Annotated in this window: 12 protein-coding genes; 2 read left to right on the top strand and 10 right to left on the bottom strand. The window is 65.6% G+C overall.

The annotated features are described in order from the left end of the window. The first annotated feature begins 87 nt into the window (after positions 1-87). Complete coding sequence (locus tag OKW28_RS11580) at positions 88-561, top strand: glycine zipper family protein (protein WP_184006818.1); 474 nt, start codon at positions 88-90, stop codon at positions 559-561. Positions 562-578: 17 nt separating this feature from the next. Next, positions 579-1,169: a hypothetical protein gene (locus tag OKW28_RS11575; RefSeq protein WP_429445607.1), complete on the top strand. Its 591-nt coding sequence runs from the start codon at positions 579-581 to the stop codon at positions 1,167-1,169. A gap of 15 nt (positions 1,170-1,184) precedes the next feature. Here the strand turns inward: OKW28_RS11575 and OKW28_RS11570 are convergent, their stop codons facing one another. From OKW28_RS11570 to OKW28_RS11525, 10 genes are all read right to left on the bottom strand, one after another. Then, a complete protein-coding gene (locus OKW28_RS11570) occupies positions 1,185-2,204 on the bottom strand; it encodes a hypothetical protein (protein ID WP_429445605.1) in 1,020 nt (339 codons plus the stop codon). Between the two features lie 19 nt (positions 2,205-2,223). Continuing rightward, positions 2,224-2,481 (bottom strand): RNA-binding protein, encoded by a 258-nt coding sequence (locus OKW28_RS11565; RefSeq protein WP_184006824.1) that lies wholly within the window; start codon positions 2,479-2,481, stop codon positions 2,224-2,226. Between the two features lie 20 nt (positions 2,482-2,501). After that, positions 2,502-3,284: an enoyl-ACP reductase FabI gene (gene fabI, locus OKW28_RS11560; RefSeq protein WP_429445604.1), complete on the bottom strand. Its 783-nt coding sequence runs from the start codon at positions 3,282-3,284 to the stop codon at positions 2,502-2,504. Between the two features lie 12 nt (positions 3,285-3,296). Beyond that, positions 3,297-4,472: an acetate/propionate family kinase gene (locus tag OKW28_RS11555; RefSeq protein WP_429445602.1), complete on the bottom strand. Its 1,176-nt coding sequence runs from the start codon at positions 4,470-4,472 to the stop codon at positions 3,297-3,299. Between the two features lie 4 nt (positions 4,473-4,476). Then, entirely contained in the window at positions 4,477-5,466 is a 990-nt protein-coding gene (locus OKW28_RS11550) for a phosphate acetyltransferase (protein WP_429446925.1), read from the bottom strand. Positions 5,467-5,560: 94 nt separating this feature from the next. Next, the gene (locus tag OKW28_RS11545; protein ID WP_429445600.1) at positions 5,561-7,897 is read right to left on the bottom strand and encodes a DUF3141 domain-containing protein; all 2,337 of its coding nucleotides are present in this window, start codon (positions 7,895-7,897) and stop codon (positions 5,561-5,563) included. A gap of 178 nt (positions 7,898-8,075) precedes the next feature. After that, positions 8,076-8,675, bottom strand: a complete 600-nt coding sequence (locus OKW28_RS11540) for a PqiC family protein (protein WP_429445598.1) — start codon at positions 8,673-8,675, stop codon at positions 8,076-8,078. Further along, positions 8,672-10,285, bottom strand: a complete 1,614-nt coding sequence (locus OKW28_RS11535) for an intermembrane transport protein PqiB (RefSeq protein ID WP_429445596.1) — start codon at positions 10,283-10,285, stop codon at positions 8,672-8,674. The genes OKW28_RS11540 and OKW28_RS11535 overlap by 4 nt, the downstream gene beginning before the upstream one ends. Beyond that, the gene (locus tag OKW28_RS11530; RefSeq protein ID WP_429445594.1) at positions 10,269-11,549 is read right to left on the bottom strand and encodes a paraquat-inducible protein A; all 1,281 of its coding nucleotides are present in this window, start codon (positions 11,547-11,549) and stop codon (positions 10,269-10,271) included. Before OKW28_RS11530 ends, OKW28_RS11535 begins: the two co-directional genes overlap by 17 nt. Further along, positions 11,546-13,060: an efflux transporter outer membrane subunit gene (locus OKW28_RS11525; protein ID WP_429445592.1), complete on the bottom strand. Its 1,515-nt coding sequence runs from the start codon at positions 13,058-13,060 to the stop codon at positions 11,546-11,548. The genes OKW28_RS11530 and OKW28_RS11525 overlap by 4 nt, the downstream gene beginning before the upstream one ends. Position 13,061 lies beyond the last annotated feature (1 nt).

Below are 13,061 nucleotides of genomic sequence, written 5' to 3'. Positions count from 1 at the left end.
CATTCACGGGTGCCGGTTGCGCCCTCACGCCTGAGCAAACAGGCAGCCGGCGACTCGCACCCGCGTGTGCCCACGCAAGGAGCTGTCGTGAACAAGTCTACGAAATATGCCGTTATCGCCGCGTTGAGCGCGTCGCTATCGCTGGAAGGCCTGGCGCAATCGAGGCCGATTGCCTATCCGGCCAAAGGGCAAAGCCCGCAGCAACAGCAGCAGGACGAAGGCGCCTGCTATTCGTGGGCGAAGAGCAATACCGGCATCGACCCGACCATGGTCGCCAATGCCCCGCCCCCGCCTTCCGGCCCCGCGGTGGGAGGCGGCGAGCGCGTGCAGGGCGCCGCGCGCGGCGCGGCGGGCGGCGCGGTCATCGGCGCGATTGCGGGCGACGCCGGCAAGGGCGCGGCGATCGGCGCGGCGACCGGCACGATGGTCGGCGGGTCGCGCGCGCGGCAGAACCGGCGCGCGGCCGCGGCACAATCGCAGTCGCAAACGCAGGGCTCGATGGACACGTTCAATCGCGCTTTCGCCGCCTGCATGTCAGGGCGGGGTTACACGGTCAATTGATCGCGAAGGAGAGCAGCATGATTAACCGCAAACTGATCATCGCGGGGGCGCTCGTGTGTCTCGCGAATACGGGGTTCGCTCAGACGGAGTCACCACAAGTCACGGTCAAGAGCGAGCCCGGCAAAGTCACCGTGTCGGGCACGGTCAAAACGACCGCGACGGTCGTCGGCATCGAGCCGGCAACGCGCACCGTCTTGCTCAAGGACCCGAAGGGCAAGGTCGTGCAGGTCGTGGTCGGAGAGGAAGCGCGCAACTTCGATCAGATCAAGGTCGGCGACGTGGTCAAGGCCGAGTATTCGCAGGCTCTGACCATCATGCTGAAAAAAGGCAACGCGCCGCTGACCGCCAACGAAACGCAGACGCTCGAACGCACACCGGCGGGCGCGAAACCCGGCGGCTCGGCCTCGCGCGAAGTCACGATCATGGCTAACGTCATCGCGGTCAATCGCCAGAGCGGCGTGGTCACGCTTAAGGGACCGCAAGGCAATACGGTGGATCTGATCGTGCAGGATCCCGAACAGCTCAAGCGGATCAAAAAAGGCGACCAGATGCAAGCGGTCTATACCGAGGCCGTGGCCATCTCCGTGGAGCCGGTCGCAGGCAAATAGCGGGCATGACTCGCGTCAGATCAGGCGGTGCGCTTGCGCGAGGCCGCTGAGGGGAGGCGTAAAGTCCGCGCGTCGAAAACGCACCGTCGAGAAAACCCGTATCACATTGGGACTCGCCGGCAGACGCGCAAGGCGAAACTCGATTTCGTGCGCGGGCCGCGTATCTCCCTCTTCCAGGACGACGTTCATCCGGTCGAGCCGGTACATGCTCTTGCGCACGTAGAAATGCGCATCCGGCGCCCCCAGTACACCGCACATCACGTCGAGATGCCGCTCCAGCGCCTCTGTCTTCAGGCCCAACTGCGCCAGAGCCTGATCGTTCTCTTCGATCTGCGCCTGCAGCTTCGCCACTTCCGCGTAATTCGACGTCGCGTCGCTACCAAGCAGCGAGCGCACGCCCGCTCCTTGCCGTTCGAGAATCGTCAGGCGCGTTTTCAGCAGCGCCCTTTCGCGTTGCAATTCGTCCTGCCGCGAGGTGTCGGCCTCGATCTTGCCGAGGGCTTCGAGCACGAGCTGATCGACGATCCGCAACACGATTTGGCGCCGCAACGCGGCTTCGGATTCTTCGCACACGCGCACCTGGTGATCGCTGAAGTTGATGGTCGTCTGCGCGAGATCGGTTTGCGTCGTTTCGCCGTGTTGCCCGACGCCGAAAATACGCCGCTCGTCCATGGCCATGCCGAGCACCGCGAATACCTGATCGGCAGCGGGATGGTCGCTGAAGAACGTGTTCAGCTCGTGTGAGCGGTTGAAGACCGGGCAGACGTCGTCGGGTGTGGCGAAAAAGGCGTGGATATACGGGTCTGTCGCCCACGCCGCCGCGTTCGCTTCGCGCGTCGGCGGCACTTCATCGGCGAGCCGGAGCAGATAGGCGGTCGTGTGTTGCACGGCGGGCCGCAGGCGCGACGCATAATTGCGCGCAAGCCGCAACGACGGACAGAGCCCGACGATCCGCTCGACGATTTCCTTCGTCTGCTGATCGTCGCTCTCTTCGGAAGCGGTGCGCCTGGTCAGCCACCGCGACAGCAGACCCATGCCCGGCTCCCGTCGCCCGTCACGATTCGTCGCGCTCCGGCAGCAGCTGCGCGACGATCGTGTGGTTCTTCCAGAACAGGTTATGGACGCGGTTTTGCAGTATGCGCAGCCCGTCCGTGGGCACGTCGTCGAAGACGACCACCGCGCCTGGCCGCGAGCCGGTGCCGTGCACCCGTTGGATCGAGCTGAAGCGCGGGAACCCGTAGCGAATCAGGAACTCGCCGATCTCTTCGTCGGAGACGCTTTCCTCGACGTTTCCAAGAAACAGTTCAGCCATGATGCTTACTCCTCCAGATCCTAGGCCACGATGTTCAATCCGCCGTCGATATACAAGGTGGAACCGGACACCCGCCGGGCATACGGCGTGGCCAGAAACGCACAGGTATAGCCGACGTCCATGATGTCGACGAGTTCGCCGAGCGGCGCGCGCTGCACCGCTTCGTTGAGCAGCAGCTCGAAATCCTTCAGGCCCGAAGCGGCTCGGGTCTGCAGCGGCCCGGGAGAAATCGCGTGCACGCGGATGCCCCTCGGTCCCAGCTCGAACGCCAGATAGCGCGCGCAGGCTTCGAGCGCCGCCTTGACGGGGCCCATCAGGTTGTAGTTCGGCACGACCTTGTTTGCGCCGTAATAGCTCATCGTCAGCATGGTGCCGCCGTCTTTCATCAGCGGCGCGGCGAGGCGCGCCATCCGCACGAACGAATGGCAGGAGATGTCCATCGCGCTCAGGAAGCCCTCGCGCGACGATTGCAGCAAGCCGCCCTGCAGATCCGCTTTCGGCGCCCATGCAACGGCGTGAACGAGAATATCGAGGCTTCCCCATGTCTTCTCGATCCGGTCGAACACGGCCTCCATTTCGTCCTCGCCCGTTACGTCGAGCGGCATGAAGATCTCGGCATCGAGTGCTTTGGCGATCGGTTCCACATAAGGAGCCGCCTTGGCGTTGGCATAGGTGAGCGCAACGCTCGCGCCGAGGTCGTGAAACGCCTTCGCGCATCCGTACGCAATCGAATGCTCGTTGGCGACGCCGGTCACGAGGGCCTTCGCTCCTCGCAGAATCAAACTCGGTTGCTCGACAGACATGGTGAAACTCCTCTATGGGGCGACAGCGCGCGTATGGCTGGCGATCATCAGTTCCTCGTTGGTGGGCACGACCCAGACCGGCAGTTTGCTCGAGGCGCGGGTGATCAGCGGGCCGCCCGCCCGATTGGCCGCTTCGTCGAGTTCGGCGCCGAGCCACGCGGCATCGCGCACGATGCGCTCGCGGATCGCGACGGCGTGCTCGCCGATGCCGGCCGTCAGCACCAGTGCGTCGAGACCTTGCATCGCCGCGGCGAGACTGCCGAGTTCGCGCCCGATGCGGTACGTGTAGACGTCGATCGCAAAGCGGGCACGCGGGTCGTTGCTGTCGAGCAGCACGCGCATGTCGCCCGAGATGCCCGACATGCCGAGCAGCCCCGAGCCCTTGTAAATGAGGTCCGCGATCGACTGCGTATCCATCTTCAGCTCGTCGAGCAGATAGAGCATCACGCCGGGGTCGAGGCTGCCGCAACGCGTGCCCATCGGCAGGCCTTCCACCGCCGTGAAGCCCATCGTGCTCGCCACGCTCTTGCCCGCGACCATCGCGCACATGCTCGCGCCGTTGCCCAGATGCGCGACGACGGTGCGCCCCGCCGCCGCGGCCGGCGCGATCTCCGGCAGCACGCTCGCGATGTATTCGTACGAAAGCCCGTGAAAACCGTAGCGCCGCACGCCGTGGTCGGTAATCGAGGGGGGCAGCGCATAGGCCTGCGCGGTCTCGGTCTGCGTGCGATGAAACGTGGTGTCGAAGCACGCGACCTGTGGAAGGTCGGGACGCAGCTGCGCGAGGATGCGGATCGGGGTCAGGTTATGCGGCTGATGCAGCGGCGCGAGCGGGCTCAGGCTGTCCAGCTGGTCGATCACCTCGGAGGTCGCGAGGACGGGGCCGGCAAAGCGCTGCCCGCCGTGCACGACGCGATGCCCGACCGCCTTCAGTTGATTGCCGCCGCCGTGGTCGTGCAAAAAACCGCCCAGATATTCGATCGCGCCCTGATGGCCGAGCCGATGGCCATCGCCCCATTCGTGCGAGCTGGCATTACCGTCGCGGTCCGTCACGCGAAAACGCGGGCTCGTGTAGAGCGCTTCGATCTGACCGCGCAAAATGAGCTCGAGTTGCGCTTGTTGCGCGTCGAAGGCGCTGAACTTGAGGCTCGACGAACCTGCGTTCAATACGAGGATCACATCCGCCATGACGTCACCCGACCACCTTGCCGGCCTCGCGCCGTGCCTTGGCCACCAACGCGGCGACCGCGCACGACGCGAGACGCGTCGACAGCGAATCCGCGCGGCTCGTCAGAATGATCGGCACGCGCGCGCCGAGCACGATGCCCGCCGCGTCCGCGCCGGCGAGAAACGACAGGCTTTTCGCGAGCATGTTGCCCGCCTCGAGGTCCGGCACCATCAATACATTGGCGCGACCGGCCACCCGCGACTCGATCTGCTTGATGCGCATGGCTTCGATGCTGATCGCATTGTCGAGTGCGAGCGGACCGTCGACGAGCCCGCCGGTGATCTGCCCGCGGTCCACCATCTTGCACAGCGCCGCCGCTTCCACCGTCGATGGAATTTTCGGATTGACGCTCTCGGTCGCGGACAGGATCGCCACGCGGACTTCGTCAAATTTCAGCGCGTGCCCGAGATCGATCGCGTTCTGCAGGATGTCGACCTTCTCTTCGAGCGTCGGCAAGATGTTGATCGCGGCGTCGGTGATGATCAGCGCGTTCTCGTACCCGGGCACGTCCATCACGAAGCAATGGCTGATGCGCCGCTCGGTGCGCAGGCCGGTGTCACGGCGAATCACCTCGGCCATCAGCTCGTCCGTATGCAGGCTGCCTTTCATCAGGGCCTCCGCCTTGCCTTCGCGCACCAGTTGCACGGCTGCTGCCGCGGCGGCATGGCTATGCGGCGCATCGACGATCGTGAAGTTCGAAATGTCGATGCCGTGTTCGGCGGCAATCGCTTCGATGCGCGCGCGCGGCCCGACCAGCAGCGGCGCGATCAGTCCCATCCCGGCTGCTTCGACCGCGCCATTCAGCGAACTGTGGTCGCACGGATGCGCGACCGCTGTCGGCATCGCCGGCAGCGTCCGGCAGAAATCGATCAGACGTTGATACTTCGCGTGCTTTTCCATCGGCGTATTCCTCGTGTGTACGGTGCGTTGGATTCGTGACGCGTGGCACGCCATGCTGACGGGCGCTGTGCACACGGGCGCCGTGCATACGGGCGCCGTGCATACGATTCCGCCACGCTTGCGTCGTGCCGCGCATCGCGCCGGTTGCTCACGTGCGAGCGGAGTCAGGCAAACGTGCGTTGCGCTGGCGGCTCACGCGCGAATCCAGCACCGCGCGGAGGCGTTCGAACGCCTCCTTTTGCGCGGCGTCGGGCGCGGTGTTCAACACGCGCTCGTCGCTCGCCAGCTTGTCGAGCAGTTGTAGAAAGCGCTCGCGGTCCTCGCTGTGGGAAAGCAGCTTCGGCAGCGTGGCTATCGCCTCGTCCGGTTCGAAGCTGACGATGATTTCCTGCTCGCCCCGGATCCGCCGCCAGTGATCGGGGCTGATGTCGGGCAGGTACTCCGCGTAACTTTCGGCGATCTCCTTGCGCATCTCCAGGCGCGCGAGCGGCAACGAGCCGCCCTTGCGCGACAACAGATAGGCCGCGCGCGCGAGCGCCTCCGTGTAGCCGCCGTCGCCGATCGCCTGCAACGCCGTGCGCACGAACGGCAGCTCGCGCGGATCGACCGCGCCGGCTTGCGCGGCCACGCCATCGGCGGCCGGCTTGCTCAGATACGTCGCATACAGATTCGCGTACACGCTGAAGAAGCTGGCCTCGGTCGCCGCGTCGCGCATCGCGCGGTAATACTCCAGCGACGCGCTGATCATTTGCGAGCCGTTGTGTTCGAGCTTGCTCCACGGGTTATCGGCGGCGGCCCGCTGGCGATTCTCACGAACCGACTGCGCGGTCGCCGGCAGCCAGCCAAGCCACGGGTTCATCGCGGACACGGCCCAGCGCTGCCAGCGCAGCGGATGAAACTGGCGCAGCAGGCGGGCGCTCGTTTCGTTCGACATCGCCTGTACGAACGGCTGCGCGAGCAGTTCATACATGCGCTGATTCAGATTGGACACCGCGGCGACCGCTTCGAACGGCTTTTCGTCGATGCGGCCGAAGCGGTTGTAATGCGCGGAAATCTCCTCGAGCCGCCGCTCATGAAATTCGACTTCGTATTCGATCTCTCCGGCCGCGTTCCTGGCCTCGTTGATGGTCATGCCGTAGAGTCCCGGCGGAAAGGTTTCGATGGTCTCGAGCACGGACATGATCTGCTTGTGCTCTTTCTTCGCGACTTTCCCGGACACGAAAATGCCCAGATGCCCGATGTTCTGGTGCGTCAGACCGACGATCACCTGGCCGCGCGCCTTGATCTCCTCGGTGCTGCCGTACAGGTCCGCCACCCAGTTGAACGCCTGTTGAGGCGGCGTGATGTTGTCCCCCATCGACGCGAACAGGATGATCGGCGAGCGGATTTCACGCAGATCGAAAGCCTGGCCGCTGCTGTTCGTCACTCCGCCCGACCACAGCTTGTTGCCGACGAACAGGTTGCGCGTGATCCATTCGATCTCCTCGCGATTCATCAGGTAGTAGCTGCCCCACCAGCGCTCGAATTCCAGAAAGCGTGGCGGCTCGGTATCGACGTTCGAGAACAGGTGGTAGTACTTGTCCCAGAACGTGTTGGCGGGATTCAGGTTCTCGAAGTTCTCCACCAGATACGCGCCGTCGAACTTGCCGTTGCCAAGATCCGCCGCGTACGACGCGAGCCACGCGCCGCCCAGCATGCCGCCCGCGTAACGCATCGGGTTGTCGCCCTCGCCTTCGCTCCAGGCCGCGCTCCAGTAAGACATCGGCGCACCGTTGATGACGATCGGGCCGGTCTCCTCGGGGTCGGAGCTGGCGAGCATCATGGCCGCCCAGCCGCCCTGGCAATTGCCGATGATCGCGGGCTTCGGACTGTCGGGATGCAGCGCGCGCACCTTGCGCACGAATAGCTGCTCGGCGTTGCACACGTCGAGCAGGGTCTGACCGGGCTCGGGGTCGCGAAAGAACACCACGAAGTAGACGGGATAGCCCGCGCGCAGCGCGATGCCCGCCTGCGAATCGTCCTTGAAGCCGCCAATGCCGGGGCCGTGCCCCGCGCGCGGATCGATGATCAGATACGGACGTTTGCGCACGTCCACGCCCACGCCTTCGAGCGGACGAAGTTGCAGCAGCGCATAGTTGACCGGCCGCTCGAACTTGCGGCCGTCCAGCACCATGTCGTACTCGAAATGCAGCACCGGCGTGGGGCCGCTGACGCTGCGTTCGACGAACTCGTTGCCGCGCCGGTACAGCGTGTCCCAGAACAGCAGCGAGCGCTGCGCGGCATCCACCGTGTATTGCCACGCACTGAGCGGATCGAACGGTGCGGGCATCGCGCTTGCGGTCGGCGCGCCATCGTGATCGAGCCCCAGCGTTTCGGTGACCCGTTCGTTCAGATGCCGCTGGGCGATTTGCGTGCGCTTCTGCAGCACGTGGGTGATTTTCGAGGCAATGTCCTGGCTTTGTGACAACAACGTTTCAGCGTCCATCGGGAGACTCCTGAAAGGTGCGCGTCACGATCGGTGCCGAGGCACGCGCCGTGCATTGATTGAATCGTGGAGTTGACCCAGAGCTCTAGCAATCGGACCAAGGTCTTATTATGCGCGCGACCCGGTGCAGCGCACGGGTTCGGGCGCGGCGCGTGTCGACGTGACGCAGCGCGACGTCTCATTGATCGGGTTTCGCCTGCACCGCTGCGGCGATATCGCGGCTCACCGAGGCGAGCGCGCGATCGTGGGCGGCGATGATCGGCTCGAATCCGGGACCGGACACGCTCTCGCGCGCGACCGAGCGGCCGGTGACGGCGCGGACCTTGCCGGGCGGCCGCACGGCCCACAGCACGTCGACGGTGACGTCGCGCCCCGGCACGGACTCGAAGCGCATCACGTCGATCCGCACGCGCCAGACGACGGACGGATCGCGTACCGCATCGAATACCGAAATCTGCTGCGAGTTCAGCAGCGCGCCGAGATCGGCCGCGATCACGCGGCCGATGTCGCCACCGAGCGGCTGCGCCCAGCGGTCGAATTCGTTGACCGCGACCTCGTTGTTAGCGATCCGCGTGACGATCTGCGGCCGGTCCACGATCTCGGGTATCGTGACCGGACCGATCACCGCCGCGATCGGCCGGCTCGCGCCGGTGCTGCTCAACGACTCGTCGGGGCTCAGCGTGTAGAAGTTCGTCGCCGGCGACTTGCAGGCGCCGAGCAGAGCGCCGGCGAGCGCGAGCATCAGGCCGGCCGCGAAGCGGCCCATCGCATCTGTCATGGCTTCTTGTCCTCGGACTTGCCGCGCACGAGCGATTCCGGATGCTGCGCCAGATAGTCGGCCAGCGTGCGCAGCGAGGCCGCGGTGCGGGTCAGTTCACGCATTGCGTCCTCCGTCGATTGCTGCAGCGACGAGTCGGGCTGCAGCGCGGCGTTCGCGGAATCGAGCGTGGATTGCGCGGACAGCAGCGTGTCGAACGCTTTCGGCACGACCTGCGTGTGGAGCTGCCCGAGCATTGCGTTGGTGGTGCGCAGCGTCGAGCGCGCGTCTTTGCCGATATCGTCGAACGGTATGTTGTTGATCTTGGCGAGCAGTCGCGTGACCGATTCCTGCAGCGATTGCAGCGTGCGCGGAATCGCGGGCATTTCGGGCGGCGTCTTGCTCCAGTCGATCGACGCCTTCGGCGCGTCGGGGAAATAGTCGAGCGCGAGATACTGCTGGCCGGTCAGCAGATTGCCGCTTCTCAACTGGAAGCGGAAGCCGTGCTCGACCAGATAGTTCGCGAGAGCGCGCGGGTCGTCGGTGAGGTGTCCGCCGGCGCCGTCGTTCTGATAGCGCGACGTGAACCGCTCCGGATAGATATTGATCTGGACCGGAATGCTGAAGCGGCGCGTCTGCGGGTCAAAGCGCGTGTAGATCGCCGTGACTTCGCCGATCTCGACGCCGCGGAAATCGACGGGCGCGCCCACTGCCAGACCGCGCACCGAATCCGTGAAGTCCACCACGTATTTGACAACGATGCGATCGTGCATCTTCATCGCGTCGGCGCGCGTGGTGTACAGCTCGAACCGGGTGCTGGTATCGGCGCTCGTCTCTACCCGCGAATCGGGCGGCGATTCGAACGCGATCCCGCCGATGATGATCGACACGATCGACTGCGTTTCGACGCGCAAGCCGCTGCTGTCGAACGCCATATCGACACCGCTGGCGTGCCAGAAGCGCGTGTCGGTTCTGACGAAGCGGTCATACGGCGCGTTGACGAAGACCTTCACCGTGACGCCGTGGCCGTCCGGGTCCAACTGGTACAACGCGACCTGGCCCACCTGAATTCTGCGGAAAAACACGGGCGTACCCACGTCGAGCGAGCCGAGTTCCGTGCCGTGCAACGTGTACTCGTGCCCCGGCACGTCGCTTGCGATCACGGGGGGCTCCTCGAGGCCAACGAAACTGCGGCGCGCTTTTGGCGAATTGCCGACGTCGACGTCGATATACGAGCCCGACAGCAGCGTGCCGAGCCCCGACACCGTACCGCCCGAAATGCGCGGACGCACGACCCAGAAGCGCGTGTTGTCGACGAGCAGGTCCGACACGTCGCGCGTCACCTCGGCCTTGGCCACCACGCGCTTGTGGTCCGGCGTCAGCGAGACCGCTTCGACCACGCCGATATCGACGTCCTTGAACTTGAGCTTCGTCTTGCCCGCTTCGAGACCGTCGCCGGTCTTGAAGCTGATGCTGATCTGCTCGCCGCGCTCCATCACCGCCTTCACCGCCAGCCAACCGCCGATCAGTATCGCCACGATCGGCACGAGCCAGACCAGTTGCATCCGCCAGCGCGAGCGCGGCACCGGCTCCGCGGCGGGCAGCTCGGGCTCTTCAGTCGGAGTGGACACGTTCGGTCTCCAAAGCGTCCCACATCAGGCGCGGATCGAACGCCATCGCGGCGAGCAAGGTCAGCACGACGACCGCGCCGAACGCGATCGCCGCCGGCCCGGCCTTGATCGTCGCCAGCGCCTGGAATTGCACCAGCGCGACCAGCATCGTGATCACGTAGATGTCGAGCATCGACCAGCGACCGATCAGCTCGATCAGGCGATAGATCCGCGTGCGCTGCCCGGGCAGCCATTGCCAACGAAGCTGGGTCGACAGCGCGAGATACCCGATGCCGAGAATCTTCAGCATCGGCACGACGATGCTCGCGATAAATACGAGCACTGCGAGCGGCCACGAGCCCGATACCCACAGATACACCACGCCGCTCAGGATCGTGTCCTTCTGCGTGCCGAACAGCGAACTCGTGTCCATCACGGGCAGCACGTTGGCCGGAATGTAGAGCACCATCGCGGCCACCAGATACGCCCACGTGCGCGACAGGCTCGCGGGCTTGCGCTGGTGCAACGGCGCCCTGCAGCGCGGACAGACGTGCTTGACCGCGCCGCTGGGCTGCTTGAGCAGCAGGCCGCATTCTTCGCACAGCACGAGCCCGTAGGCAGACGCCGTGATGGCGTCGCGGCGCGCGCGGATCGGCGGTAATGGCCATGGCTGCGCGCCACGCGCTGCCGTGATGCGCGCCCACACCTCGCGCGGATCGAACGTCGCCGCCGCGGCCGCGAGCAGCAGCATTAGCGCGATGAACGACCACAGCGCAGTGCCCGGCACCACCTTGGCGATATGCGCGAGCTTGACGAGCGCGACCAGCAAGCCGAGGATCAGCACCTCGGTCATGCCCCACGGCCGCGCGAGCTGAAACAGACGAAAGCACCCGGCCGGCCGCCACGGCACGCGCCCGAAGCGCAGCGGCAGCAGCAGCCACAGCATCGCCGCGGTTTGCAGCACCGGCGTGACGATCGTCGTAAGGCCGACCAGCAAGGCGAGCGGCCACGAGCCGTGGCTGTACAGCATGCGCACCGAACCCGCGAGCGTCGTCTGCACGACATGGCCGTTCAGCGACAGACCGACGATCGGAAACACGTTCGAAATCACGAGCAGCACCGCGGACGCGCACGAGAATGCGAGCGCATACTCCGGCCCGTTCGAGCGTCCGCGCCTGAGCTCCGCGCGGCAACGCTGGCAGCGCAACGCATTGCCGGCGGCGGGCGGCGCGCCGAGCTGAAGCAGGTCGCACTCTTCGCACGCCATCAGCTCGTTGCCCGTCATCTCGCCTCCACTGCACCCGACGTTCCAGCCGGCGCGGGCGCGTTCTGCGAGACCGGCGCGATCGCCGGCGAGTTTTGCTGCGCGGGCGGCGGCGCCGTCAGTTTTTCCGCCTCGGCCACCCAGCCACCGCCCGTCGCCTTGTAGAGCGTGACGTACGAGGCCAGCACCGCGCCTTGAGTTTGCGCATAGTTCAGTTGCGCGTTGAACAGGCTGCGCTCCGCATCGAGCACTTCGATGTAGCTCGTATAGCCGCCTTCGTAGCGCTGCCGCGCGAGGTGCGCATAGGTGTGCAGCGCCTCGACCTGGAGGTTTTGCGCATCGAGTGCCTGATGCGTCTTCTGCACGGAGATGAGCGAGTCCTCGACCTCCTGGAACGCTACCTGGATCGCCTTCTCGTACGAGTACAGCGATTCCTGCTGGCGCGCTTCGGCCTGGTGCACCTGGCCGGTGATGTTGCCCGCCGTGAAGATCGGCTGCGTGACGCTACCGGCAAACGACCACACGCGCGCCGGGCCGGTGAACAGATTCGAGAACTGCGCGCTGACCGAACCGAACAGCCCGGTCAGCGAAATCGACGGAAAGTACAGCGCGCGCGCCGCCCCGATCAGCGCGTTTTGCGCGACCAGCGTCTGCTCGGCCTCCAGCAGGTCGGGACGGCGTTCGAGCAGATCGGACGGCAGCCCCTCGGGAATCGGCGGCGTGCCCATCTGCGACAGCTCACGGCCGCGCAGTATCGCGCCGGGATTCCTGCCGATCAACACCGACAACGCGTCTTCCTGCTGGGCGATCTGCGCTTCGAGCTGCGGAATCGTGACTTGCGCGGCTTGATACTCCGACTGGCTTTGCGCGAGTTCCATCTGCGAGACCTCGCCGTAGCGGAAGCGCGCCTCGAACACGCGCACCGATTCCGCGCGGCTTTGCACGGTCTCCTTCGCGATCTCTAGCTGCCGGTCCAGACTGCGCAGATTGATGTAGGCCGACGCGACCGAGCTCACCAGCGTCAGAATCGTGGCGCGGCGGCCCTCTTCGCTCGCGAGCAGATTCGCGCGTGCCGCCTCGGTTTGCCGGCGCACCTTGCCGAACAGATCGAGTTCCCAGGACACCGCCAGCGTCGCGTCGAACTGGTTGTAGACGGGGCTCACGCCCTTCGGCACCGGCACGCCTTCGTCCTGCGAGACCCGTTGACGCGACGCGTCGGCGCCTGCCGAAAGCTGCGGGAACAGCCCGGAGCGCGTGGTCACGAACTGCCCGCGAAACTCGTCGACCCGCGCGGCCGCGATCTTCACGTCGCGATTGTCCTGCAGCGCGGCGGCGATCAGCTGATCGAGCACCGGGTCCTGAAACTGCTCCCACCACACGGCGTTGGCGATGCCCGCGGCCTCGCCCTGGGCGAAACGATAAGTGGCCGGCACGTCGACCGCCGGGCGCTGATAGTTGGGGCCTAGCAGGCATCCGCTCAGCGCGAGCAGCATGACGGATGCGAGCAAACGCGCCGGTGCCGTGCCGTGCATG

The organism is Paraburkholderia sp. 40 (assembly GCF_050434105.1).
Classification (GTDB): Bacteria; Pseudomonadota; Gammaproteobacteria; order Burkholderiales; family Burkholderiaceae; genus Paraburkholderia; species Paraburkholderia tuberum.
The sequence above is the reverse complement of the archived record's forward strand: the minus strand, read 5'-3'. Positions and strand labels throughout refer to the sequence as shown.